Annotated in this window: 31 protein-coding genes and 2 tRNA genes; 22 read left to right on the top strand and 11 right to left on the bottom strand. The window is 65.4% G+C overall.

Annotated features, from left to right (window positions below):
• The 3 genes from FHS75_RS12195 (at position 1) to FHS75_RS12185 (ending at position 2240) form a co-directional block, all read left to right on the top strand.
• The gene (locus tag FHS75_RS12195; RefSeq protein WP_179407968.1) at positions 1-786 is read left to right on the top strand and encodes a hypothetical protein; all 786 of its coding nucleotides are present in this window, start codon (positions 1-3) and stop codon (positions 784-786) included.
• A 3-nt stretch (positions 787-789) separates the two neighbouring features.
• On the top strand, positions 790-1236 hold the full coding sequence (locus tag FHS75_RS12190; protein WP_179407967.1) for a hypothetical protein: 447 nt from the start codon (positions 790-792) through the stop codon (positions 1234-1236).
• Positions 1237-1496: 260 nt separating this feature from the next.
• On the top strand, positions 1497-2240 hold the full coding sequence (locus tag FHS75_RS12185) for a hypothetical protein (RefSeq protein WP_179407966.1): 744 nt from the start codon (positions 1497-1499) through the stop codon (positions 2238-2240).
• A gap of 82 nt (positions 2241-2322) precedes the next feature.
• Here FHS75_RS12185 and FHS75_RS12180 read toward each other — a convergent pair whose 3' ends face one another.
• The 4 genes from FHS75_RS12180 to FHS75_RS12165 all read right to left on the bottom strand — a co-directional run bounded on the left by FHS75_RS12180 (position 2323) and on the right by FHS75_RS12165 (position 3969).
• On the bottom strand, positions 2323-2508 hold the full coding sequence (locus FHS75_RS12180; protein WP_229735580.1) for an endonuclease domain-containing protein: 186 nt from the start codon (positions 2506-2508) through the stop codon (positions 2323-2325).
• A gap of 19 nt (positions 2509-2527) precedes the next feature.
• A complete protein-coding gene (locus tag FHS75_RS12175; RefSeq protein WP_179407965.1) occupies positions 2528-2866 on the bottom strand; it encodes a PilZ domain-containing protein in 339 nt (112 codons plus the stop codon).
• A gap of 414 nt (positions 2867-3280) precedes the next feature.
• Complete coding sequence (locus FHS75_RS12170) at positions 3281-3709, bottom strand: DUF4870 family protein (protein WP_229735579.1); 429 nt, start codon at positions 3707-3709, stop codon at positions 3281-3283.
• 77 nt (positions 3710-3786) lie between these two features.
• A complete protein-coding gene (locus FHS75_RS12165; protein WP_179407964.1) occupies positions 3787-3969 on the bottom strand; it encodes a hypothetical protein in 183 nt (60 codons plus the stop codon).
• 206 nt (positions 3970-4175) lie between these two features.
• Between FHS75_RS12165 and FHS75_RS12160 the strand changes: the two genes are divergently transcribed.
• On the top strand, positions 4176-4430 hold the full coding sequence (locus tag FHS75_RS12160; protein WP_179407963.1) for a hypothetical protein: 255 nt from the start codon (positions 4176-4178) through the stop codon (positions 4428-4430).
• Positions 4431-4434: 4 nt separating this feature from the next.
• On the opposite strand, the gene FHS75_RS12155 is transcribed toward FHS75_RS12160, so the two are convergent.
• Entirely contained in the window at positions 4435-4773 is a 339-nt protein-coding gene (locus FHS75_RS12155; protein ID WP_179407962.1) for a hypothetical protein, read from the bottom strand.
• Positions 4770-6098, bottom strand: coding sequence for a NupC/NupG family nucleoside CNT transporter (locus FHS75_RS12150; RefSeq protein ID WP_179407961.1), 1329 nt, complete (start codon positions 6096-6098; stop codon positions 4770-4772). Before FHS75_RS12150 ends, FHS75_RS12155 begins: the two co-directional genes overlap by 4 nt.
• A gap of 125 nt (positions 6099-6223) precedes the next feature.
• On the opposite strand from FHS75_RS12150, the gene FHS75_RS12145 reads away from it, so the two are divergent.
• The 7 genes from FHS75_RS12145 to FHS75_RS12115 all read left to right on the top strand — a co-directional run bounded on the left by FHS75_RS12145 (position 6224) and on the right by FHS75_RS12115 (position 11028).
• On the top strand, positions 6224-6880 hold the full coding sequence (locus FHS75_RS12145) for a queuosine precursor transporter (protein WP_179407960.1): 657 nt from the start codon (positions 6224-6226) through the stop codon (positions 6878-6880).
• A 20-nt stretch (positions 6881-6900) separates the two neighbouring features.
• Positions 6901-7776, top strand: a complete 876-nt coding sequence (gene argB / locus FHS75_RS12140; protein WP_373285017.1) for an acetylglutamate kinase — start codon at positions 6901-6903, stop codon at positions 7774-7776.
• Positions 7773-8357: a hypothetical protein gene (locus FHS75_RS12135; protein ID WP_179407958.1), complete on the top strand. Its 585-nt coding sequence runs from the start codon at positions 7773-7775 to the stop codon at positions 8355-8357. Before argB ends, FHS75_RS12135 begins: the two co-directional genes overlap by 4 nt.
• Before the next feature lie 90 nt (positions 8358-8447).
• A complete protein-coding gene (locus tag FHS75_RS12130) occupies positions 8448-8741 on the top strand; it encodes a YggT family protein (protein WP_179407957.1) in 294 nt (97 codons plus the stop codon).
• Positions 8738-9631, top strand: coding sequence for a bifunctional methylenetetrahydrofolate dehydrogenase/methenyltetrahydrofolate cyclohydrolase FolD (gene folD, locus FHS75_RS12125; RefSeq protein ID WP_179407956.1), 894 nt, complete (start codon positions 8738-8740; stop codon positions 9629-9631). Before FHS75_RS12130 ends, folD begins: the two co-directional genes overlap by 4 nt.
• Positions 9628-10407: a hypothetical protein gene (locus FHS75_RS12120; protein ID WP_179407955.1), complete on the top strand. Its 780-nt coding sequence runs from the start codon at positions 9628-9630 to the stop codon at positions 10405-10407. The genes folD and FHS75_RS12120 overlap by 4 nt, the downstream gene beginning before the upstream one ends.
• Positions 10408-11028, top strand: coding sequence for a MarC family protein (locus FHS75_RS12115; RefSeq protein WP_179407954.1), 621 nt, complete (start codon positions 10408-10410; stop codon positions 11026-11028).
• A 9-nt stretch (positions 11029-11037) separates the two neighbouring features.
• Here FHS75_RS12115 and FHS75_RS12110 read toward each other — a convergent pair whose 3' ends face one another.
• Both FHS75_RS12110 and FHS75_RS12105 read right to left on the bottom strand, forming a co-directional pair.
• Positions 11038-11658 (bottom strand): LON peptidase substrate-binding domain-containing protein, encoded by a 621-nt coding sequence (locus FHS75_RS12110; protein ID WP_179407953.1) that lies wholly within the window; start codon positions 11656-11658, stop codon positions 11038-11040.
• A gap of 9 nt (positions 11659-11667) precedes the next feature.
• Complete coding sequence (locus FHS75_RS12105) at positions 11668-12594, bottom strand: tetratricopeptide repeat protein (protein WP_179407952.1); 927 nt, start codon at positions 12592-12594, stop codon at positions 11668-11670.
• A gap of 209 nt (positions 12595-12803) precedes the next feature.
• Here FHS75_RS12105 and FHS75_RS12100 point away from each other — a divergent pair.
• Positions 12804-12878 (top strand) — tRNA-Gly (locus FHS75_RS12100).
• 161 nt (positions 12879-13039) lie between these two features.
• Entirely contained in the window at positions 13040-13210 is a 171-nt protein-coding gene (locus FHS75_RS12095; protein WP_179407951.1) for a hypothetical protein, read from the top strand.
• 12 nt (positions 13211-13222) lie between these two features.
• Here the strand turns inward: FHS75_RS12095 and putA are convergent, their stop codons facing one another.
• Positions 13223-16321, bottom strand: a complete 3099-nt coding sequence (gene putA, locus FHS75_RS12090; RefSeq protein ID WP_179407950.1) for a bifunctional proline dehydrogenase/L-glutamate gamma-semialdehyde dehydrogenase PutA — start codon at positions 16319-16321, stop codon at positions 13223-13225.
• A gap of 297 nt (positions 16322-16618) precedes the next feature.
• On the opposite strand from putA, the gene FHS75_RS12085 reads away from it, so the two are divergent.
• Complete coding sequence (locus FHS75_RS12085; protein ID WP_179407949.1) at positions 16619-17260, top strand: DUF433 domain-containing protein; 642 nt, start codon at positions 16619-16621, stop codon at positions 17258-17260.
• Positions 17261-17274: 14 nt separating this feature from the next.
• Positions 17275-17658, top strand: coding sequence for a DUF5615 family PIN-like protein (locus FHS75_RS18270; RefSeq protein ID WP_188710066.1), 384 nt, complete (start codon positions 17275-17277; stop codon positions 17656-17658).
• Positions 17659-17824: 166 nt separating this feature from the next.
• Here the strand turns inward: FHS75_RS18270 and FHS75_RS12075 are convergent.
• Both FHS75_RS12075 and FHS75_RS12070 read right to left on the bottom strand, forming a co-directional pair.
• Positions 17825-17898 (bottom strand) — tRNA-Gly (locus tag FHS75_RS12075).
• 71 nt (positions 17899-17969) lie between these two features.
• Positions 17970-18845, bottom strand: coding sequence for an alpha/beta fold hydrolase (locus FHS75_RS12070; protein ID WP_179407947.1), 876 nt, complete (start codon positions 18843-18845; stop codon positions 17970-17972).
• A gap of 78 nt (positions 18846-18923) precedes the next feature.
• Here FHS75_RS12070 and FHS75_RS12065 point away from each other — a divergent pair, with 78 nt between their 5' ends.
• The 7 genes from FHS75_RS12065 (at position 18924) to FHS75_RS12035 (ending at position 24248) form a co-directional block, all read left to right on the top strand.
• The gene (locus FHS75_RS12065) at positions 18924-19793 is read left to right on the top strand and encodes an alpha/beta fold hydrolase (protein ID WP_179407946.1); all 870 of its coding nucleotides are present in this window, start codon (positions 18924-18926) and stop codon (positions 19791-19793) included.
• Positions 19794-19890: 97 nt separating this feature from the next.
• Positions 19891-20832, top strand: coding sequence for an MBL fold metallo-hydrolase (locus FHS75_RS12060; RefSeq protein ID WP_179407945.1), 942 nt, complete (start codon positions 19891-19893; stop codon positions 20830-20832).
• On the top strand, positions 20832-21272 hold the full coding sequence (locus tag FHS75_RS12055) for a YeeE/YedE family protein (protein WP_179407944.1): 441 nt from the start codon (positions 20832-20834) through the stop codon (positions 21270-21272). Before FHS75_RS12060 ends, FHS75_RS12055 begins: the two co-directional genes overlap by 1 nt.
• Positions 21272-21694: a DUF6691 family protein gene (locus FHS75_RS12050; protein ID WP_179408123.1), complete on the top strand. Its 423-nt coding sequence runs from the start codon at positions 21272-21274 to the stop codon at positions 21692-21694. Before FHS75_RS12055 ends, FHS75_RS12050 begins: the two co-directional genes overlap by 1 nt.
• A gap of 13 nt (positions 21695-21707) precedes the next feature.
• Entirely contained in the window at positions 21708-23270 is a 1563-nt protein-coding gene (locus FHS75_RS12045; protein ID WP_179407943.1) for a bifunctional protein tyrosine phosphatase family protein/NAD(P)/FAD-dependent oxidoreductase, read from the top strand.
• A 13-nt stretch (positions 23271-23283) separates the two neighbouring features.
• A complete protein-coding gene (locus tag FHS75_RS12040) occupies positions 23284-24063 on the top strand; it encodes a sulfite exporter TauE/SafE family protein (RefSeq protein WP_179407942.1) in 780 nt (259 codons plus the stop codon).
• Entirely contained in the window at positions 24060-24248 is a 189-nt protein-coding gene (locus FHS75_RS12035) for a helix-turn-helix domain-containing protein (protein WP_179407941.1), read from the top strand. The genes FHS75_RS12040 and FHS75_RS12035 overlap by 4 nt, the downstream gene beginning before the upstream one ends.
• The last annotated feature ends 15 nt before the right edge of the window (positions 24249-24263 follow it).

Raw genomic sequence — 24263 nt, 5'->3', positions numbered from 1 at the left:
ATGGTTAGCCAATCTCAAGCCGCCTACATTATGGCTTTGATTAAAGAGCGCCACAGTGATGTAAAAGATCGACTTGAAAAGCTATTACTTGCTATTGTCGGGACAGATCAAAATACTATTGATCTTGCTAATAGTAACCTTCTGCAGTCTTTGCATGCATTGAAAGATGTTATCGCTAGGGAGCATCACCCAACTTGGCTGACGGATTTCTTGAAGAAGTGTCAACTTTACAAGAGTAGCCACAGCAAAGGCAGCGGAATCTGGCTAGCCCATTTGAAATGTATAATAGATAACTACCATGATCTTGTTCATGAAAACTGGGGCTTCCCAGACACTGAAGACTCAATTTTCGATGCAGATAAGATAATAGAGCAGGCGGCCCGTGATTACAAGATAGATGCATTATACGATAAGATAATTTGCTGTCTTTCTGCTCTCGTAAATTCAGGAGAGATAGATAGCTTTAAGGCTATTGGGGACCTAAATAACATAATATCTACCTTGAAACAAAGCAAAGATCAAACCTTCTTATCAAAGGTATTGACATGGACCTTCACGAAAAGTTTGGTTTCAAATATACTAAAAGAATATGCGAAGTCCAACAATATTATTGGTCCATTAATCAAGGGTTATGAAGCTACAGCCTCTGACTTGGATAATTCTATAGTCAATGTGAGAGAAAATATAAGACAGAGGATCATAGAAGAAGTAAAGGAGCAAATGCAGACCGATGCAATCCAAGATGCTAGAGTTGATGAAATTGGCTTGCTAGAATATAAAGGGTGAAGCGTGCTCCGCCCATCATCATTTTTTCTCATTTATTTCGCCACCCTCGCCGCCTGCACTCCCGCGCCGTTCGATTATGACGCGGCGAGCGAGGGGGAGCGGGAGGCTTATCTGGAGGCGACGAGCCTGGGGGTCTACGACGGGCTGACCGGATCGCTGCCCGGCGGCAAGGGCATTTCCTGGAACGTGCGCGAGCGGACGTACGATACCGCGCGGCGGCGGGTCGAGATCGTCGTCGATACGCGCTTCGGGGACGACGAGACGCCCGCCTTCGGGTCGGACATGCGCGCCGAGACGGTGCTGCGCAAGGTCTGCCCCGAACACTACCTCGGCACCCCGCTCGAAGCCAACGAGGTGACGATCTACGTCCGCTTCGCGCTCGAGGGCGGCGGCACGATGCTCGCCGCCAGCCTCAACCCCACGACCTGCGGGCGGTACAGGGACGGATAGACCCGCAGCCCACCCCCGGCCCCTCCCGCTGGCGGGTTGGGGGAGAGGGCCGGTGCCGCATCGACGTCAGTCGATCAGGAAACTCACCGTAATCGACGCAAGTCGATCAGGAAAAGTCGGTCGATCACGGGAACGTACACCATCACGTCGGCGAATTCGCGCGTCCTGCCGCTCGCCGCTTGCCTTCGCGCACGCGCGCGCGAAAGCTGCTGCCATAAACATAACCGGGGTCGCGTGTGCCATCAGCAAGGAGGCTGCGCGTGCCTGAAAACTTCAAGATCCGATTCCGGGGCTGGACCGGCCTCGATTTCTCGACCGCCCGCAAGATAACCATCCCGCAGCGAAAACCGCCCTCGATGGGCGAGGAAACGGTGCTGGGCGGCGCGATCACCGCGCTTTCCGCCGCCGGCAACCAGAAGGGCCGGATCGCCCAGCAGGCGCGCGACCGGATCGGCGCCGGCGCGAACCTCGAACTGCTCGGCCGCATTCCCGGCGCGCTGATGCCGTCTGTACGCGACTACACCTTCACCGAGGGGCTGACCGGCGGCGGGGGCGCGGGCGTGGCCTACTCGCTGGGCGGGGGCATCTACATGTGGCGAAAGCATCCCGGCTTCGACATCGGGCTTTACGGCTCGATCTCGATCGGCCTCGTCACCAACATCGGCGGATCGGGCGGAGTGCAGATCGGGTACCTGTTCGGCCCCGCGCCCAGCGTGCTCGCCGGCGATTCGATCGCGATATCGGTGACGGTCGATGCCGGCATCGTCAGTATCGGCGGATCGCTCCTCCTCACCGCGCCGCCCGGCGGGCTTACCCCCACGCCGACAACGGGCGGGATCAGCGGCAGGGTGGGAAGCATGCTCTCCGCCCTTGCCGCCGCGGGCCGCTACACGCCGCAGGTGGTGGGCGTCGCCTACACGATCTCCGCGGGGATCAGCGTGCTGCCCATCGATATCTCGGTAATGCCGGGCCGGACCTGGACCCGGTCGATAGTGTCGCGCTGACGGTTGTCGCGACAACCCACCCCCCGCCCCTCCGCAAGCGGGAGGGGAGAAGTCGGGGTCCCCCTCCCGCCTTCGGGAGGGGTCAGGGGTGGGGCTTTTCCGCCCTCAGCCTCGCCACTTCCTTGCAAATCGCGACGAACACGCCCTCGGTAGTGCCGAGCACGTCGTCATTGGTGAAGCGCAGGACGCGGTAGCCGTGCCGGGCCATCCACGCGTCGCGCGCGGCGTCGGAGCGAACCTCGTGGCTGAAGCCGTCGATCTCGATCACCAGCGAGAGCGGGGAAGGCTTACCCGTATGCGCGCATCGGTTCGTCGTCGGCCGCCCCGCGGCACAGGCGCAGCAGGCTGTCGAGCTCGTAGGTGTGGAGCGGGACGGGGAAGCGGACGCCGACCGCGCCTTCGCCCGACCAGCGCACGTCGCCCTCGATCGGGCGGAAGCCGTCCACCTCGACCCGCACCTGTTCGCCGATACTGGGCGGCTTCTCGCCGATGCCGCCGATGCGGCAGCCGCCGAGGCACAGCTCGACGAGCAGGCCGTCGAGGTTGTCGCCTTCCGACGTGCGGGACAGGTGTGCGCCGGTGCGCACAGCGAAACGCTGGTGCTTGCGAATAGTCAGGATACCCACGACCCCATTTCCTTCGGCCCGTTTCCCCTCTCTGTCGGAGGCTGCGGGCGAATACTTAAGATTTCACAAATGCTTGTGCGACTCCCACGTCGCGGGCCCAAGCCTTTCGACTGTCATGACGCCGCGCAAGGGCGGAATGCCGCGCCTGCGACGGGCAGAGGCATGTGCAAGCCGCGCTGTCCTACACAGTGCGTCGCGGCTATGATTTGCGCAAGTTTCGCAAAGCAGGACGCGCGTTTCGTTGTTTCGCTCCAACGCACTGTCAACTTCGCGCGCGATTGCGAATCGCCCGGAAATACAGGCGATTCGCCGCTGCAGGGAAGGGCGACAGGGTGTAAACTTCGTCAACTTCGGGTGGGGAGAGGGCCGGTGCCGAAACCCCGACAAGAAATCGAATCGGGCCGGTGTCGGAAGCTAGATCAGGAACGTGCCCGGGTTGGGCATCGGCTGGTGCTTCTGGGCGTTCACCATGCTCATCACGCAGCGCACGATGACCAGCGCCGCGACAAGCGGGAGGATGATGAGGCCGACGAGCGCGATGATCAGCACCACGCCGATGACCGCTCCGACAAGGCCGATCCAGAAGGTGTTGATGAGGTATTCGTAGTGCGAGGCTTCCCAGGCCGACTTCGCTTCGCCCTTCCAGACGTAGGCGAGCACGACGCCCACGATCGACGTTATCCCGATGAAGAACGACGAGAGGTAGAGCAGGCTGATGATCGTGGGATTGTTGAAGTCGAAACCCGAGGTCGGGCCGGCTGCTGGCCGTGTCTCGCTTTCCGGGCGGGGGTCGGGGCCTCGCTCGCCGGGATAGGGTTCGGGGTTGGGTCGGTTGTCGTCCATGGCCTGCCCTCCGTGTTGCCTGGGCAGCAGGCTACGTCATCGGGGCGCGGACGTCACGCCCCGATGCGCGAGGAGGTTCAGACCTGCTCGGCCGGCAGCAGAGGGGCGGCGCGGGCCCCGCGGGCGATGCGGCGTTCCTCGATGCACGAGGCCATCGCGTCGGCCTCGGCATTGTGGCGATCGCGCTCGCTGTCGTCGTCGGTGTCGGCAGCGCGGATCAGCGAGGTCTGGTGTCGTGCGTAGAGTTCGTTGAGGTCCAAGAAGGAGGCTCCAGAAGTAACGTAAGCGGAAGCGCGGCGGGACCTTGCGGCCCGGCGGCGTATCTCCCGGTCGCACGCGCTTACATGCAAGTGTGCGTGCGATGTGGCTTTTCTAACACAGGTGTTGCCGGTTGTCACCCGTCCAGCGAGACGGAACCTGCCGCAAGGACGCGGCGTTGCTCTTGAAACGCCAACAGGAGGAAACCATGGCCGACCCCGCTCCGCAACCGAAGAACAAGTTCTGGATCGTCATGATCGCGGCGCTTGCGATCCTCGTCGTCGCGTGGATCGTCTATACCGCGTCCGGCCCCGATCCCGCCGACGTCGACATGAGCAAGACCAGCGATACCGAGCTCGGCCAGTCGATGGCCGCCGAAGAGCAGGTGCCCGTGACGCTGCCGGACTCCGAAGTCGAGGACGTAGCGGTACCCGTCGAGCCAACCGGCGTCGCGGGCGAATAAGGTTTCAGAGCCGGCCGGCGGCCTTGAGGCGGCTGGCCAGCACTTCGACCTGGCCTTTCGATTCGGCAAGGCCCAGCCCGGTGTGGCGGCGCATGAGGTGGATTGCCTCGATCTTCTCGCCCGCCAGGATCGCGGCCTCGATCTCCGCGCGCGCCTCGGCCGAGAGCGTCGGCGGATCGAGCGGCATGCGCGGCGGTTGCATCCTGTCGCGGTCGTAGGGGTGGCCCCGCTGCTCGCGCGCGCCGCCGAGGCGGTAGCCCGCCCAGAAGATGACGAGCGACCACAGCGCCACCAGCGCCATCGTCGCGCCGTCCGGCTCGGAGAAGATGTCCAGCGCCGTCACAGCCCGAGGAACAGCCCGGCCAGCGCCGCGCTCATCAGGTTGGACAGGCTCCCGGCGGCGAGCGCTTTCATGCCGAGCCTGGCGATCATCGGGCGCTGGTTGGGGGCAAGCCCCCCGGTCACCGCCATCTGGATCGCGATCGAGGAGAAGTTCGCAAACCCGCACAGCGCGAAGGTCACCACTGCCACGGTCCGTTCCGACAGGCCCTCCATCGCGCCGAACTCGATGAAGGCGACGAATTCGTTGAGCACGATCTTGGTGCCGAACAGCCCGCCCGCGCGCATCGCCTCGCCCCAGTCGGGCACGGCAAGGAGCCAGAACGCTGGTGCGAAGACATAGCCGATGATCTGCTGGAAAGTGAGGCCCCCGATCCCGAACAGCCCGCCGATCCAGCCGACGATGCCGTTGGCGAGCGCGATCAGCGCGACGAAGGAAAGCACCATCGCACCCACCGCAACGGCAAGCTTCACCCCCGTCTGCGCCCCTTGCGCCGCGGCCATGATGATGTTCGCCGGCCGCTCCTCGTCGTGCTCCACCGCCACCGGCTCGTCGGGGTGGACGCCGGGCTGGAGGTTGACGTCGGCGCGGTCGAGCGCGGCGGCGGTCATCCCGGCGGGCGGAGGCTCCTCCGCGGCGACGGCATCGGCGCTCTCCGGATCGGATGCGATGCGCGGATCGGGCATGATCATCTTGGCCATGAGGATGCCCCCCGGCGCCGACATGAAGGCCGCCGCGACGAGGTAGTCTATCCGGATTCCCATGCTGGCGTAGGCCGCGAGGATCGTCCCCGCGACGCCGGCAAGGCCAACGGTCATCACCGTGAAGAGCTGCGAGGGTGCAAGCGCGGCGAGGTAGGGCCGGATCACCAGCGGCGATTCGCTCTGACCGACGAAGATGTTGGCCGCAGCGCACAGGCTTTCGACCTTGCTGATGCCGGTGATCTTCTCGAGCCCGCCGCCGATCCAGCGGATGACGAGGGTCATGATGCCGAGGTAGTAGAGGATCGAGATGAGCGACGCGAAGAAGATGATTACCGGCAGCGCGGCGATGGCGAAGCTCGTGCCGCCGATCTCTGGCGAGGCAAGCGGGCCGAACAGGAAGTTCACGCCGGCCTGCGCATAGCCGAGCAGGCTCTCCACCCCGGCGGCGGCTCCGCGCAGCACCGCGCGGCCTGCCGGGACGTAGAGGACGAGCGCGGCGAACCCGGCCTGCAGTGCGAACGCGGCGCCGACCACGCGCAGCCTTATGGCACTGCGGTCCGATGACAGCGCGAAGGCGACAGCCAGGATCAGCGCGATGCCGACCAGGCTGAACAGGATGGACATGGCGCGGGCGTACTCCGGGATTGGCCTTCGCAAACGGTTCTTAAGGCCCGATTGCGATCAGCGCGAGGGGCGCACGCCGGTTTGCCCCACTTTCCTACGGGCACGCCAGCGGCTATCGCGCGCGAATGGATCTGATCGACAAGCCCGCCATCGCCCGGTCGCTGTTCGTCTATGCGCTGCTTTACGGGGGAATGACGGTCATCGCCGGGGTGCTGGGGTTCAAGCAGGTCGCGCTCGGCCCGCTTGCGGTGGAGTCCGGAATCTTCGCCTTCCTCGTCCTCGTCATCCTGTCGAGCGCGGTGGCCGAGCTCCACGGGCGGGAGATCGCCAACAAGCTCGTGCTGTGGGGTTTCCTGCCGCTCCTGAGTTCGATGGCACTGATCGCGCTCGTCCTGCAGCTTCCGGCCGCGCAGACGATGCCCGCCGACTGGCTGGCCGCCTTCGACAAGGTGCTGTCGCAGAACCTCCGGATCATGGCGGCTGGCCCGCTTGCCTACGGCGTATCGCAAATGCTCAACGTGGCGATCTTCTCGCGGCTGCGCGGGGCGGGCGACGGGGGCAGCCTGTGGCTGATGATCCGGGGCGGTATCGCCTCGGCGCTGAGCCAGGTGGTCGACACCCTCATTTTCATCACGGTGGCATTCTGGGGCGAGTTTCCCATTGCGCCGCTGCTTGCCGGGCAGATGATGGCCAAGGTCGTCCTCAGCCTCGTCCTCGTGCCCTTTCTCATCCAGTTCGCGGTCGCCCTCGGCCGCCATCTCGACCGGAGGATCTTCCTTTGAGCGCTGCCAACGATCCCGCCATGCTGGCCAAGGCCGAAACCCTCGTCGACGCGCTGCCCTACCTCCAGCGCTACGAAGGGCGGACCTTCGTGGTGAAGTACGGCGGCCACGCGATGGGCGATCCCGACCTTGCGCACGATTTCGCGCAGGACGTCGTGCTGCTGAAGGCGGTGGGCATAAACCCCGTCGTCGTCCACGGCGGCGGCCCGCAGATCGGCGCGATGCTCAAGAAGGTCGGCGTCGAATCGAGCTTCGTCGATGGCCTGCGGGTCACCGACAAGGCGACCGCGCAGGTTGCCGAGATGGTCCTTTCGGGATCGATCAACAAGGAACTGGTCGGCTGGCTTTCGGGCGCGGGCGGCAAGGCGATCGGCATCTCGGGCAAGGACGGCGGTCTCGTCACCGCGCGCAAGCTCAGCCGGACGAGCCGCGACCCGGACAGCAATATCGAGAAGGTGCTCGATCTCGGCTTCGTCGGGGAGCCGCACCATGTCGACACGCGCATCATCGAGACGATCTCCGCTTCCGGAATGATCCCGGTGATCGCTCCCATCGCGGCTGGCGAGGACGGCGCGACCTACAACATCAACGCAGACACGATGGCGGGCGCGATCGCCGCCGCGCTCGGGGCGGCGCGGCTGTTCCTGCTCACCGACGTGTCGGGCGTGCTCGACAAGCAGGGCACGCTCCTCACCGACCTGACGCCCGCCGACATCGGGCGGATGAAGGACGACGGCACGATATCGGGCGGCATGATTCCCAAGCTGGAGACCTGCATCCACGCGGTCGAGGCCGGGTGCGAGGCGGCGGTGGTGCTCGACGGCCGCGTGCCGCATGCGATGCTGCTCGAAATGTTCACGTCGCAGGGCGCGGGCACGCTGATCCGGGCGGCATGATCCGCGCGGCAATGGCTTCGCTCGCGCTGCTGGCACTGGCCACAGGATGCGGGCAGCAAGGCGACCCGTCCGACGAGCTCGTGACCGTCAGCGAGGAAGGCGATCCCGCGAACCTTCCCGCGCCGCCCGAGCGTCAGTGGGTGTCATCCTCGCCTCACGACAACTTCGATGCTGTGCCCTCGGGCATCGCTAGCGAGAGCCCGCGCGTGCCGTCAGCGATGCTCGATTTCGCGGCGCTTCGTTCGCGCGACGATCCCGACCGGCTGCTGCGGTTCTACGCCAGCGCGATCCGGGCGCGCGACTGGCCCGCCGCCGCTCAGGCATGGCGCGCCTCGCGCGGGATGACCGCCGAGCGGCTCGAGAACATGTATGCAAGTCTTTCGGAGCCTCTTCTCGTCACCGGCAGGGGCAGAGTCGAGGGGGCGGCAGGGTCGCTCTTTTACGAGGTTCCGGCGACGCTGCGCGACGGCGAGCGGACAGTGCAGGAAGGCACGATCAGGCTGCGCCGTGCGAACGACGTGCCGGGCGCGAGCGAGGAACAGCTTTCCTGGCGCATCGTTGAAAGCACGCCAGCCCGCTGAAGCCGCACGCACATGCGCTTGCCGGGCGCGCACCCGGTCGGCTAGGGGAAGGCAAAACACGCCCATCCTTTCATAGCGAAGGTCCACCCCTTGTTTCTCTATACCCTCATCCAGATCGTCGATCTCCTGGTCAACGTGCTGGTCATGCTGATCATCATCCAGTTCGTGATCGGTCTCCTCTTTGCCTTCAACGTGATCAACACGAGCAACCAGTTCATCATGGGGGTCTACACCTCGATCAACTCGCTGCTCGAACCGGTGCTGAGACCGATCCGGCGCGTGCTGCCCAGCACAGGTTCGATCGACTTCTCGCCGCTCGTGCTCATCATCATCCTGCAAATCCTGCTGATCGTCCTCACCAACGTGGCGAGGTCGATGGCGTGAGCGCGGACCTGATCGACGGCAAGGCCTTTGCCGCCGGCCTTCGCGAGCGGGTCGGCGAAGTCGCCGCCGCGTTCGCGAAGGCTGCCGGACGAAAGGCCGGGCTTGCCGTCGTGCTGGTGGGAGAAGACCCCGCGAGCCAGGTCTACGTGCGCAACAAGGGCAGGCAGACCATCGCCTGCAACATGGAAAGCTTCGAGTACCGCCTGCCCGCCGGGGCGCAGGAGGCCGAGCTTCTCGAACTGGTCGAGCGGCTGAACCGCGATCCCGCCGTCGACGGCATCCTCGTCCAGCTGCCGCTGCCGCACCACATGGACGAGCTGAAGGTCATCGCCGCGATCGATCCCGACAAGGACGTGGACGGCTTCAATGTCGTCAACGCGGGCCGCCTCGCGGTCGGCCAGCCCGGCTTCGTGCCCTGCACGCCGCTCGGCTGCATGATGCTGCTCAAGGACCGGCTGGGGGACCTTTCGGGCCTTGATGCCGTGGTCGTCGGGCGCTCGAACATCGTCGGCAAGCCGATGGCGCAGCTCCTCACCGCCGCCAGCTGCACCGTGACCGTGGCGCACAGCCGGACGCGGGACCTGCCCGAAGTCGTGCGGCGCGCCGACATCGTCGTCGCCGCGGTCGGCAGGCCCCAGATGGTGAAGGGCGACTGGATCAAGCCCGGCGCGACGGTGATCGACGTCGGCATCAATCGCGTCCCCGCTGCCGGGGAAGGCAAGACGCGGCTTGTCGGCGACGTCGATTTCGACGAGGCTGCGAAGGTGGCCGGTGCGATCACGCCGGTGCCGGGCGGAGTCGGCCCGATGACAATCGCGGTCCTGCTGCGCAACACCATCGTCGCAGCGCACCGCAACGAGAAGATCGCGTTGGAGGAAGGATCGCTATGAGGTTTGCCGAGTCTCGCCAGTCTGTCCCGTCCCGCCTGTCCGCCCTTTCGCTGCCGCTCGCGCTGCTGGTCGCCGGCTGCGCCGCCGGTCCGCAGTCCGGCTCCGCGCAGAAGCAGATCGCCGGGCCCGCCTCGCAGGTCGCCGGCAAGTCCTACGCCAATCCCACCGAGATCATCGGCGCCGAAGTCGCCGCCAACCTGCTGGCCGAGGCCGACGGGCAATGGACCGCGCTGGGCGATTTCGCGGCGGAAGGCGCGGTGATGTTCGTGCCGCAGCCGGTGCTCGCGCGCCAGTGGCTGAACGGCAGGCCGAACCCGGTCAAGCCCGATGCATGGCGGCCGCACGTCTCGTGGGTAAGCTGCGACGGCACGCTCGGCGCGGCAGAGGGCGCATGGCAGGGCAGCGACGGCACGAGGGGCTACTTCGTCGGCGTCTGGCAGCTCCAGCCCGACGGCGAGTACAAGTGGGTGATGCGCGATACGGGCAAGCTGGCAAAGCCGCTCGAAACCCCCGAGATGCTGGCGGGAACCGTTGCCGATTGCGGCCCGCTGCCGCCCGCGCTCGCCGCCGCCGATCCGGTCGAGGGCATCCAGCGCGGCGGCGCGAGCACGGACGGCACCCTGCGCTGGTCGACCCGCGTCGATCCGTGGTGCGGCCGCATCGTTACCGTCAGCGTCTACGATGCGGAAAGGCAGGCGATGGAAACCGTCGTCACGCGCCGTGTCGATCCTCCGCTCGGTTCCAACGGCAAACCGGCGCAAAGCTGCACCGGCTGAATGATCGAACTGTTCGTTTCCGCGTTCATCACGCTTTTCGTGGTGATCGACCCGCCCGGCTGTGCGCCGATCTTCGCGGGGCTGACTAGCAACGCCGCGCCCAGGGCGGCACGCGCGATGGCGATCCGCGCGACTTTCATCTCGGCGGCGATCCTGCTCGTCTTCGCGATCTTCGGGGAGGCCCTGCTTGCCGCGCTGCACATCCAGCTCGACAGTTTTCGCATCGCGGGAGGCATCATGCTGTTCCTCATCGCGCTGGAAATGGTCTTCGAGAAGCGCTCGCAGCGGCGCGAGGAGCGGGCCGAAAAGCTGATCGCCGACGAGGTCGAGGACGTCTCGGTCTTCCCCATGGCGATGCCGATGCTGGCCGGACCCGGATCGATCGCGACGATCATGCTGCTGATGTCCCGCGCACAGGGGACCGAGGCGACGCTCGTCATCCTCGGCGCTCTCGCCGCCGTGCTGATCGTCACGCTGGTGGCGCTGGTCGCGGCGGGGCCGCTGATGCGGCTGCTGGGAGACAAGGTGGAGGCGGTCATCACCCGGCTGCTTGGCGTGCTCCTCGCCGCGCTCGCCGCGCAATACGTGATCGACGGCCTGCGCGGCACGATCCTCGCCTGAGCTTCTTCGCTACTGCATCGTCTCGCTGTCGTCGTCGTCGCCGCGGCGCCGGAAGAACTGCATGAGCTGGACGAGAAGCTCGCACCGCGCTGCGACGTCCGGTGCCTCGAGCAGGGCCTGCTTGGCCGCGTTGTCGAAGGGCACGACCTGGCTGACCCCGTTGATCAGCGACACGTCGTCGAGCCGCGAGACCGATTCCCAGTCGACCCCGTAGCCCAGCGCGTCGGCGAACCGGCGAGCCTCGCGCTCGAACCCGGCGCGCTCGACCGGCGCGAGGTGCTCGCCCGCCGGTTCCTCGATCAGTTCGGCCTCGACCTGGCGGAAGGGGGTGGAGACATCGAGTTCGCCGACGATGCGAAAACGCTTCTCTCCCCCGAGCACGATGTTGAAGCGTCCGTCCTCGAGCGCCTCGACATCGTCGATCCGCCCAAGGCATCCGATCGCGAAGAGCGGCGCACCCTCCTCGGGCCGCTGCGGCTGGACCATCCCGATCCGGCGATCGCGCGCGAGCGAGTCGCTGACCATCGCGCGATAGCGCGGCTCGAAGATGTGGAGCGGCAATTGCAGTCCGGGATAGAGCACCGCGCCCGACAGCGGAAAGATCGTGATGCGTTGCGCCTTGCCGGCCATGCGCCGGCCTTAACCGAACAGGATCGTGGAAAGCCGTCGCCGCTTCGCCGCAACCCAGGGGTCCTCCAGCCCGACCGCCTCGAAAATCTGGAGGAGCTTCGCCTTCGCCGCGCCCTCGTTCCATTCGCGGTCGGTTTCGATCATGGTCAGGAGCGTGTCGGCGGCCTCGTCGCGCTCGCCGGCGGCGAATGCGGCGGTCGCGAACGAAAGCTGCGCGTCCATGTCGGCGGGACGCTCGGCGGCGGCCTTGCGCAGGTTCTCGAGCTCGGTGTCGTCGGGCTTGTCGAGCGCAAGTTGAAGCGCGGACCGCGCGCGCTCGATCGCAGGATCGTCGGCGACTTCCGGGGGAAGGGCGGCAAGTCGGCTCTCCGCCTCCGAATACATGCCGGCCTCGATCAGGGCGCGCGCGAGACCGCCGTGTGCCTCGGCGTTGTCGGGCGCCATCTCGGCGATCTGCGCGAAGATCGAGGCGGCGCGTTCCGCATCGCCGCCCGCCAGCACTTCGTCGCCCATTGCGAGCAACGGCGCGATGTCCTGCTGCGGCTGTTCCTGACCGGGCATCGCCGCGCCTGCCTCGACCGGCAGCTTCTCCAGCAACTGGTCGAGCGCGCCCTTCAGTTGCGATTCGCTGCGGGCATTGGTCAGGTCGGCCACGGGCTGTCCCTGGAACAGTGCGAACACCGCCGGGATCGAGCGCACCTGGAACTGCGAGGCGATGAACTGTTCCTCGTCGACGTTCACCTTGGCAAGCACGACGCCCTTGTCGGCATATTCGGCGGCGACCTTTTCGAGCACGGGTGCCAGCGCTTTGCACGGCCCGCACCATTCGGCCCAGAAATCGAGGATGACGAGCTTCGTCATCGACGGTTCTGCGACTTGCGTGCGGAAGCGTTCCACCGCCTTCTGTTCGTCGATGCTGAGACCAGCGCTAGCCAAGGCGATTCCTCCGTTCGGTTGCCGTATGTTCAGGAACCAATTTGGGCCTTTCCGGCCAATTGTGAAGGGTGAAAGCGGGGCAGCGGCAAGATCGGGGCGAAAGCCCTGCGGGCAGGCGATTTTCCGCTTGCAGGGCACCGGGACCGATGCTAACCGCGCGCCTCACCCCGGTCCGGACAGCTTCACGCAGCGGACCGCGAAACGCCAGAGCGGGCGTAGCTCAGGGGTAGAGCACAACCTTGCCAAGGTTGGGGTCGAGAGTTCGAATCTCTTCGCCCGCTCCAGTTTCCCGAAGTCATGGACATGATTGCCGCAATTGCGTCGCACGAAGCGACGCAATTGCAACTGTCCGCAAGATTTTGCGAAATGGCCTATCGAAATCGGTGACGGAACGCGCTAAAGGGCGCGCCTCGCAAGCGACAATGCGAATCTGACGGTGACGGGAATGGCGGAAGAGTTCATCTTCGAAGACGACAAGGCGAAGGCCGGGGACGACGTCCTCGTCGGTACCGACGCGCTCAGCGAGCTGTTTGAAGCGTTCGAGGAACCGCTGTTCCTCGACGGAAATGTCGCCAGCGACGCCGATGCGGGCTGGAACTTCATCTTCTTCGCCTGAGACCGGCTACCCTTACAGCTTGAGCAGGGCGGGATCGCCGCCTTCTGCCATGATGTTGCGCGAGATCGCCTGCTCGTTGGCGTAGCGCAGCAATGCATTCGGCCCGCCCGCCTTGGGGCCGGTCCCGGAAAGCCCCAGCCCGCCGAACGGCTGCACGCCGACGACCGCCCCGGTAATCGTGCGGTTCACGTAGACGTTGCCTGCCGGGACGTAGTTCCGGATTCGTTTTGCAAACCCCTCGAGCCTGCTGTGGATGCCGAGCGTCAGGCCGTATCCGCTCGCCGCGAAGCGCCGCGCGGTCTCCTCCAGTTGCCCGGCGCGATAGCGGCAGACGTGCAGGATCGGCCCGAACACCTCCTTGTCGAGGAAGTCGGGCGCGTCGATTTCGGCAATGGTCGGGGCGAAGAAATGCCCTTTGTCGTTCGCGACCGGGTGGCGCGCGACGATGCGCGCCTCGCGTTCCAGCCGCCGGACGTGCGCTTCGAGCGCCTCCAGTGCCTCGCCGTCGATTACCGGTCCGATATCGGTCCTTGCCAGCGCCGGATCGCCGACGACGCGCGCGGCAAGCCCGCCGGCCAGTCCTTCGAGCAGCGCGTCGGCCTTGCTGGCGGGAACGAACAGCACGCGCAGCGCCGAACAGCGCTGGCCCGCCGAGCCGAAGGCCGAATGCAGCACGTCGTCGATCACCTGTTCGCGCAGCGCGCTGGTATCGATGAACATGCCGTTGAGGCCGCCGGTCTCGGCGATGAAGGGCAGGATCGGCCCCTCGCGCCCGGCCAGCGACAGGTTGATGACCCGCGCCGTGGTCGTGCCGCCGGTGAAGGCGACGCCGTCGATCCCCGGATGCGCGACGAGCGCCGATCCGATCACCGTTCCCTCGCCCGGCAGCAGGTGAAGCAGGTTTGGGTCGAGCCCCGCCTTGTGGAACAGCCGAACTGCCTCGGCGGCGATCAGCGGGGTCTGCTCGGCAGGCTTGGCGATCACGGCATTGCCCGCGGCAAGCGCCGCGGCGATCTGCCCGGTGAAGATCGCGAGCGGGAAATTCCACGGCGATATGCAGGCGAACGTGCCGCGCCCCATGTGGCGAAAGAAATTGCGTTCGCCCGCCGGACCGGGAAGTCGCTCCAGCCCGGCGAACTGCCGTTCGGCCAGCCTTCCGTAATAGCGCAGGAAGTCGATCGCCTCGCGCCACTCGGCGACCGCGTCGGGGCCGGTCTTGCCGCCCTCCAGCGTCAGCAGCGCGAGCAGCCGGTCGCGCGCGCCTTCCAGCGCATCGGCCATCGCGCGCAAGGTGACGGCGCGCTCGATGCCGCCTTTGCGGTCCCATTTGATTTGCGCCTTTCTTGCCAGCGCCGCCGCCTCGTCGAGATGTTCGGGAGTAGCCGCCGCCACCTGGCCCAGCTTCTGCCGGGTATCGGCCGGATTGCGGATGTCGGTAGTCTCGCCCTCGCGCAGCTTGCCGCCGATGATCGGCCCGGCGCGAAGGTCCTGGCTGGCAAGGCCGCCGATCGCCGAGAGCGAGGCCTCGCGCATCGCCCGCTGGCTCCAGTCGAGCCCCGGCGGGTTGGCCCGCTCGGCGCCGTAGATGTCGGCGGGGCGCGGGATGCGCGGGTGACGTTTCGGCCCTGCAAGCAGTTCGGCGACGGGATCGCTGGCGACGTGCTCGGCGGGCACCTCGTCGTCGAGGAGCAGGTGCACGAACGAGCTGTTGGCTCCGTTCTCGAGCAGCCGCCGGACCAGGTAAGGCAGCAGTTCCTCGTGCCCGCCGACCGGCGCGTAGGTGCGGACCATGAGGTCGCCGTGAAGCTGCTGCGCGCCCTCGTAGAGCGATTCGCCCATGCCGTGCAGCCGCTGGTGTTCGATCGGAACGCCCGCGCGGCGCGCCATGAAGCGCACCGCCTCGAAGGTATGGGCGTTGTGCGTCGCAAATTGCGGGTAAAGGCGGGGCGAGGCGTCGATCAGCGCCTGCGCGCACACGATGTAGGAGACATCGGTCGCCGCCTTGGTGGTGAATACGGGGTAGTCGGGCATCCCGGCCACTTGCGACAGCTTGATCTCGCTGTCCCAGTACGCACCCTTGACGAGGCGCACCATGATCCGCCGCCCGGTTTCGCGGGCAAGGTCGTCGAGCGCGCCGATCACTTCGAGGCCGCGCTTCTGATAGGCCTGGACGACGAAGCCGAGGCCGGTCCAGCCATCGAGCGATTCCTCGCGCGCAAGCCGTCCGAGCAGCTTGAGCGACAGGGTGAGGCGGTCGGCCTCCTCGGCATCGATGGCAAGGTTGAGGTCGTGCGCGGCGGCCTTTTGCGCCAGCGTCAGGAGGCGCGGGTAAAGCTCGTCGAACACACGCTCTTCATGCACTGCCTCGTAACGGGGGCAGAGCGCCGACAGCTTTACCGAGACGCCGTGGCCCGCTTCCGGTCCGCTGGCGCCCGAAGCCTTGCCGACGGCATCGATCGCATCGCCGTAGATCTTCGCATAGCGCTCGGCGTCGCCATCGGTGCGCGCGCCTTCGCCGAGCATGTCGAAAGAGCAGACGATGTGTTCGCGCCGCGCCCGCGCAAGCGCGTCGCCGATGGTGCGGCCCAGCACGAACTGCTCGCCCATGATGCGCACGGCAGTGGCCACCGCGCGGCGGATCACCGGTTCGCCAAGCTGCCCCGCAAGCCGGCGCACATAGCCGGCCGTATCCTCCTCGGCCTCTTCGTCGTGGCGGACGAGGCGGCCGGTCAGCATCAGCCCCCAGGTCGAGGCGTTGACGAAAATGCTTTCCGACTGGCCGAGATGGCTGGCCCAGTTCGCCGATCCGATCTTCTCGGCGATCAGCCGGTCGCGCGTCTTGCTGTCGGGAACGCGCAGCAGCGCCTCGGCAAGGCACATGAGCGCGGTGCCTTCGGCCGAGCCGAGCGAGAACTCCTGCAGGAATCCCTCGACAAGCCCTCCGTGCGCCCCCGCCTGCCGCGCCCGTTCGACCAGCCTCACGGCCTCGGCGCAGACCTGCTGGCGCTCGTCGGGGTCGAGCGGAACCTTGTCGAGCAGCCCGGCGACAACCGTCTCCTCGTCCGCGAACTTGTTTTGGTCGATCCTGTCCCAGGCCGTCGACGAGGTCATGTGCCGTCGCTCCGATTTCAAAGCGGCGTAATATTATGTCTCGGGGGGATTCGTCCAGTGCTTGCGTGGAGCGGGTGAAGGGAATCGAACCCTCGTCGTCAGCTTGGGAAGGTGGCAGGTTGACGCATTTCTGCGGGTTTGCGGGACGAAAACCTTCCAATTTTCGATAATATTGCCTACTTTGTTGGAAGGATCATGCTTGCGTAGCTGCCAAGACAGTGCTTCATCCGGGGGCGGTGCATTCGATAGCACTTCGACCCAAAGGCGATTTTGCCAAAGCTTTGATAGGAGGGAGTGATGCTCGATATCGACAACGTCATTGCTGCCTTTAGCGAAGACCAAGCCAGCAAACTGACGAGCCTTTCCATAGGGCGTCTACGCTATTGGGCGAAGACTGGGTTTTTCGCACCAAGCTTTATTGCGAATGCTCCTGGGCCTTACGGCAAGTTTTACTCGTTTAAGGATATCGTTGCCCTCCGTACGCTAGAGATGCTGCGAGTGCGCAATGGCGTGCCGCTACAGCATCTGCGAAAGGTTGCAGAACGGCTTTCACACCTCCGAGATGATCTTTGGACCCAAACAAAATTGCGTGTTTGGGATAGGAAGGTCGTCTTCGATGAACCTGAAACTGGTCGAGCACGAGAGGTCGTGTCTGGGCAGTATGTAGAAGAATATGAACTCGTAGAGATAATCGCTGAGACTGGAGATGAAATTCGTGCGATGAAGTCTCGCGACCGTGGAGATTTCGGGAAGGTAGTCGTGGAGAAGGGCGTCCATCGTGGAGCGCCAATCATCTCCGGAACAAGGATACCGGTGATCTCGATCCAGAGGTTGCACGAGGATGGGTTCTCGATTGAAGCGATTATCGATGAGTATCCTCGCTTGACGGCGAAGGATGTTCGCGCAGCTTTAAAGCATAAGCTCGAAAAGGCAGCGTGAACGCCGCGCCAGTAATGCGCTTTTTTCTGGACGAGGGTGTCCCTCGAAGCGTCGGCAGGTTTCTTCAAGAAGAGGGCTACGAAGTCATCTTTCTCGAAGACCGCATTGCGAAGGGTTCGAAAGACACTCTCGTTGCGGCTGTAGCCCAAGCGAACCATGCGATCTTGGTTACCTTTGACTCCGACTTCAAGTCTATCGCCCAGCGGGCCGGTGTCGGACAACGGCGATTCAAAACACTAAGCATTCTGCGGTTTGAAAAGTGTCGCGAATCTCGGGCGGTCGAGCGATTGCGAAAGGCGCTTTCGCTCATCTTGCACGAATGGGAGTGCGGCAATGGCGACAACGATCGAAGGATGTTCGTTGTGATTCAGAAAAACACTATCCGAACCCATCGGTAAGGCAGCTAAGCTTAGGAGGCTTCTGCTGATTTAGTTGTTTAGTAAAGCTTTCAAGGGCTTAATCTAGGTCTTCCAACAATCGCCCATGTTGGAAGGATTTTTGCCCGATTTTCGCGAAATGTTGGAAGGATCTGATGGGCTCAACGCCGTAAGGCATTGATTTTATTGGAGCGGGTGAAGGGAATCGAACCCTCGTCGTCAGCTTGGGAAGCTGCTGCTCTACCATTGAGCTACACCCGCGCGCAGCGGCGGCGTGGCCGGCGATTGCCACAGCGGTGCGGGGCGGTCAATCTGGCTTGGCGCGCATGGCCTCAGCCCTCGGCAAGGAAGCGGCGGACGAGGGCCACGAAATCGTCGAAGCAATCGTGGTGCAGCCAGTGGCCGGCGTCGAATTCGGCTGTTCGCACGTCCCTGAAATGCCTTGCGGTGCCGTCGCTGTTCGGATCGTCGACCCAGCTCTTGTTTCCCCAGCACAGCAGCACGGGGCACTCGATCTGCTGCCACAACCGGATGCTGTCGGCATCGGAGAGGGCAAAGGACGCCAGGTTGCGGGTGTAGCGGTCGTACTTCCAGCTGAACGTCCCGTCCTCGTTGCGGCGCACGGCATGGAGCGCGAGGTGGCGGACCTGTTCGGCGGTCAGCGTCGGATTGGCCTCGCGCATGCGCGCGATGGCGCTGGGCACATCGGGATAGCGATACGACGGTTTCGCCAGTCGCCGGCGCTCGGCAATCCAGCGGGTCAGCCGTTCCTCGACCGGGGCCGACATGTATTCGTGAATCTTTCGCGGGACCGCGCCGCTGCCCTCGATCGAGACGAGCTTGCGCACCTTGTCGGGGAACAGCCCGGTGTAGCGCAGCGAAATCGCGCCGCCGAGCGAATGGGCGACGATGTTGACGGGCGCAAGCCCAAGGTCGTCGATTAGCTGGGCGAGGTCGAATACCCACGACAGGATGCCGTAGCTGCCGTCCGAGGACCACTCGCTGTCGCCGTGGCCGCGCAGGTCGGGCGCGATGACGTGATAGTCGCGGCGCATCGCCTCTGCCGTCCAGTCCCAGGTACGCGCGTGGTCCTGCCCGCCGTGGACAAGGATCAGCGGCGGCGCTTCGTGGTTGCCCCAGTCGAGGTAATGGAGCCGGGTGCGCTGCGAGACGAAGCTGTGCGAGGTCGGGCCTACGAAATCGGTCATGCCACCTTGATACCGCGCCGTGGCCCGCGCGCCAGTCCGTTTGCTTGCCTGTCGGCAATTCCGCCCTAGAACGATGCGATGGCCGAGCACGATCCCGCGCGCTTCAGTTTCACCTCGCAAGGCCTAGCGCTGAACTACGTCGATTGGGGCAACCGGGACGCGCCGCTGCTGGTGCTGGTCCACGGCCAGCTCGACCATGCGCGCAGCTGGGACGACGTCGCGCGCGTGTTGCGGGAAGAGTGGCACGTGGTGGCGATCGACCTGCGGGGACACGGCGACAGCGCCTGGTCGCCCGATGGCGCTTACGGATTTGCTCAGTATGTGTTCGACCTTGCCCGGTTCATCGAGCACCTGGGTGGCGGCGACGTGACGTTCGTCGGCCATTCGCTCGGCGCGGCGATCTTGCTGCGCTACGCGGCGCTATATCCCGAGAAAGCGCGCCGGATCGTCGCCATAGAGGGGCTGGGCTCCTCTCCGGCGATTTCGCGCAAGCGCGAGGCGGAGCCGGTGGCGCGGCGCTGGCGGAACTGGTTCGACCGGCGCGCGCGCAACCTGGCCCGAACGCCGCGTCGCTACGGCTCGATCGCGGAGGCGGTGGCGCGCATGAAGGCGATGCATCCCCGGTTGCCCGTGGAGACCGCGCGGCATCTGGCGGAACATGGCGTGCGCGAAAATCCCGACGGCACTTTCGGCTGGAAATTCGACGACCGGGCGCGCGACCCCTCTCCCGGGGAGACGCCACTTCACGACCGCGAGGCGTTCTGGCGTGCGGTCGAATGCCCGGTCCTGCTGGTCTATGGCGCCGAAAGCTGGGCTTCCAACCCCCAAGAGGACGGGCGCGCGGCGCACTTCCGCGATGCGCGGACCGTGCTGTTCGACGGTGCCGGCCATTGGGTTCATCACGACCGGACCGAACGCTTCGTGGCCGAGGTGCGCCGCTTTCTCTGACCCGCCCGGCGCAGCCGGAGCGCACCTTGCACACTTGACGCCTCGCAAAATATACATATACATAGTTTCGTAAAGTGATTTCGCGAGAGGAAATGCGATGTCCAGCAAGCAGACCGGTGACGACGTGGTCGGACAAGCGACCGCGATCGTTGGCCAGGCCAATGAAATCAGGGCCAAGAAGCCCACGATTGCAGGCTTTTTCGATGAGGCCACGTATACTGTCAGTTATGTCGTGCACGACCCCGCCACGTGCGAGGCGGCGATTATCGATTCGGTGCTCGATTATGACTCCGCGTCGGGCCGTACGACCTTCTCGTCCGCCGACCTCATCATCGAATATATCAATAGCAAGAATTTGAAAGTGAAGTGGCTGCTCGAGACGCATGCCCACGCCGATCACTTGTCGGCAGCGCCGTACCTGCAGCAGAAACTCGGTGGAAAGCTCGCCATCGGGCGCGACATCATCCGGGTGCAGGACGTCTTCGGCAAGATGTTCAACGCCGGGACCGAATTCGCCCGCGATGGCTCGCAATTCGACCATCTTTTCGTCGACGGCGATACCTTCGCGATCGGCGAGCTCGATGCCATAGCCATGCACGTGCCGGGGCACACGCCCGCCGACATGGCCTACGTCATCGGCGATGCAGCCTTTGTCGGCGACACGATCTTCATGCCCGATTTCGGCACTGCGCGGGCCGACTTTCCGGGCGGCGATGCGCGGCAGCTTTTCCAGTCGATCCGGCGGCTTCTCTCGCTCCCGCGCGAGACGCGGCTGTTCCTGTGCCACGACTACAAGGCGCCGGGCCGCGACGTCTACGCATGGGAGACGACGGTCGGCCAGCAGCGCGACGAGAACGTGCACGTGCGCGACGGGGTGAGCGAGGACGAGTTCGTCAAGATGCGGACCGAGCGCGACGCGACGCTCGCCATGCCGAACCTCATCATGCCGTCGGTCCAGGTAAACATGCGCGGCGGACGCCTGCCCGATCCGGAGGACAACGGCGTCAGCTACATCAAGATCCCGGTGAACGCGGTCTGATGCTCGCCGCATTTCCCCAGGCGCAGCCGCTCGAAGGCTTCATCGGCGGCATCATGATCGGCCTCGCCGCCGCGCTGATGCTGCTCGGCGCGGGCCGCATCGCGGGCGTCAGCGGCCTGACGGCGCGCGCGACGGGCCTTTCGGACAGCGGGCCTTCGCGCTTCACCGCCGCCCTGTTCGTGCTCGGCCTGATCGCCGGTGCGATCGTCGTCGGGGCGGTGAGCACGATCGAGGCGACCTTCCCGCCGTCGCTATGGTGGCTGGTCGCAGGCGGCATCGCAGTCGGCTTCGGCACGCGGCTCGGCAGCGGCTGCACGAGCGGACATGGCGTGTGCGGCATGTCGCGGCTCAGCCGCCGGTCGATCGTCGCGACCCTGACGTTCATTGCAAGCGGCGTGGCGACGGTCGCCATCGTCAACGCGGCGGGGGGAGGCTGGTGATGCGCACGTCCATCGTCTCGCTCGTCAGCGGTACGCTCTTCGGAGCGGGCCTTGCGATTTCCGGCATGATGAACCCGGCACGCGTGCGCGGTTTCCTCGATTTCTTCGGAAGCTGGGACCCGACGCTGGCCTTCGTCATGGGCGGCGCGGTCATCATCATGGCGGTGGCCTGGGCGATCCAGAGCCGGATGCGCGCGCCCGTCTGCGAAGACGCCTTCGCGCTTCCCGGCACGACCCGGCTCGACGGCAGGCTGATCGGCGGCGCGGTGCTCTTCGGCATCGGCTGGGGACTCTCCGGCCTTTGTCCCGGACCGGCCATCTCCTCGCTGGCGGTGAACCCGCTGCCCGCGCTCGTCTTCGTGACGGCGATGCTCGCGGGCATGGCCATCTTCCGCATGACCGAAAGCCGCGGGCAGGGCTGAAAGGACCGAAGACATGCAGATCGATTTCGTGACGCCCCGCCTTGCGGTGGCGGGGCAGCTAGGCCTCGACGACATTGCCGCGTTGGAGGAAAACGGCTTCCGCTCGCTGATCTGCAACCGCCCCGACGACGAGGAACCCGGCCAGCCCGCATGGTCCGCGATCGAGGCCGCAGCGAAGGCGGCGGGGCTGGAGACGCGCTACATCCCGGTCGGCGGAGGCATGACGGCCGAGTTGCAGGCGGGTGCCTTCGCCGACGCCCTGTCCGGGCTTCCCGAGCCGGTGCTTGCCTTCTGCCGCACCGGCAACCGTTCGCGCCAGCTGGCCGAACTGGTGCGCAGCGCGCCGATCGGACCTGGCGGCACCGCACGCCATTCCGTCGTGATAGTCGGTGGCGGCTCGGCGGGCATCGCGACGGCAGCCTCGATGATCAGGCGCAGGCCCGGCCTCGACATCGCCATCGTCGAGCCGAGCGCGGTGCATTTCTACCAGCCCGGCTGGACCATGGTGGGCGGCGGCGTCTTCACGCTCGACCAGACCGCTCGCCCCATGGCCGAAGTCATGCCCGGGGGCGTGAAGTGGATCCGGTCGGGCGCGGCCGGCTTCGACCCCGAGAACAAGACGGTGCACCTCGATGGCGGAGGGGAGGTCGGCTACGATGTCCTCGTCGTCGCGGTCGGCAATCGCCTCGCCTGGGAGGAAATCACTGGGCTCGAGGAGGCGCTCGGCAGGAACGGCGTGACGTCGAACTACCGCTACGACCTGGCACCCTATACCTGGCGTCTCGTCCAGCAGATAAAGTCGGGCCGCGCGCTGTTCACGCAGCCGCCGATGCCGATCAAGTGTGCCGGCGCGCCGCAGAAGGCGATGTACCTGTCGTGCTCCGAGTGGGAGAAGGCGGGACACCTCGGCAGCATCGAAGTCGAGTTTCACAATGCGGGCAGCGTACTGTTCGGCGTGCCCGACTACGTCCCGGCGCTGATGGAAACGGTCGATCGCTACGGCATCGGCCTCAACTTCGGCTCGAACCTCGTCGCGGTCGACGGGCCGGCGCGCGAAGCGACCTTCCGCACCGAAAGCGGCGAAGTGACCCGCCGCTTCGACATGCTCCACGTCTGCCCGCCGCAGAAGGGACATCCCCTCGTCGCCGCGAGCGACCTCGCAGACGAGGCAGGCTACGTCGACATCGACCAGGCGACCATGCGCCACACGCGCTACCCGGATGTCTTCGCGCTGGGCGATTGCGGCAATACGGCCAATGCCAAGACCGCCGCCGCCGCGCGCAAGCAGGCGCCGGTCGTCGCCGTCAACGTCCTTGCCGCGCTTGCCGGGCGTGAGCCGGAAGCAGGCTACGACGGCTACGGAAGCTGCCCGCTGACCGTCGAGCGAGGCAAGATCGTGCTCGCCGAGTTCGCCTATGGCGGCAAGGTTTCGCCCACTTTGCCGAAATGGCTGATCAACGGGACGAAGCCCTCGCGGCTTGCCTGGCACCTCAAGGCCGACGCTCTTCCGCCGATCTACTGGCACGGCATGCTGAAGGGGCGCGAATGGCTCGTGAACCCCATGCCGCTCTACTGACCGGACAACGACGGTGATCGACACCCTCCATCTGGCGCTCGGCGGCCTTTCGGGCGTGCTCGTCGGCTTCACGCTCGGCCTTGTCGGCGGCGGCGGTTCGATCCTTGCCGTGCCGCTGATGGTCTACCTCGTCGGCGTGCGCAGCCCGCATGTCGCCATCGGGACCAGCGCGCTCGCCGTCGCGGTCAACGCCGCCTCCGGCCTCCTCAGCCACGCGCGCGAGCACACGGTCAAGTGGCGCTGCGGGGCAATGTACGCGAGCGCGGGGATTGTCGGCGCGCTTGCCGGTTCGACGCTCGGCAAGAATTTCGACGGGCAGAAGCTGCTGTTCCTGTTCGCGCTGGTGATGATCGCGGTAGGCGTGCTCATGCTGCGCGGACGCAACAACCCGGGCATTCCGGGTGCGCAGTGCAACCGCACGAATGCGCCCAGGGTTCTCGGCTACGGACTGGGCACTGGCGTGTTCTCCGGCTTTTTCGGGATCGGCGGCGGCTTCCTCATCGTTCCGGGCCTCGTCGCCTCGACTTCGATGCCGGTGATCAACGCGGTCGGCACGAGCCTCGTCGCGGTCACCGCCTTCGGGCTGACGACAGCGTTCAACTACGCGCTTTCGGGCCTTGTCGACTGGGTACTCGCCGCCGTTTTCATCGCGGGCGGCGTCGCCGGCGGCTATGGCGGCACGATGCTTGCCAAGCGGCTTTCGGGGCAGGGGCAGCTGACCACCGTCTTCGCCGCCCTCATCTTCGTGGTCGCTGCGTACATGCTCTGGCAGAGCGGGAGCGCGGTGCTGTGAACGCCATTCCCGACAAGCAGGAAAAGTGCCGCCGCATCGTCCGCCTCGTGGCCGGCGGCAAGGGCGTGGTCGAAAGCTGCCGCGAAGTCGGCATCTCAGAAAAGACGTTCTATCGCTGGCGCAAGTCGCAGGATGCAGGAAGGCAAGCTGACTTGCATCCTGTGCAGTGTCGCTTTGTCCGCTGATCGGCTAAGGAACGG

It is taken from the genome of Novosphingobium marinum (assembly GCF_013408095.1).
GTDB lineage: Bacteria > Pseudomonadota > Alphaproteobacteria > Sphingomonadales > Sphingomonadaceae > Novosphingobium > Novosphingobium marinum.
This window is presented reverse-complemented; position numbering and strand designations above follow the sequence as displayed.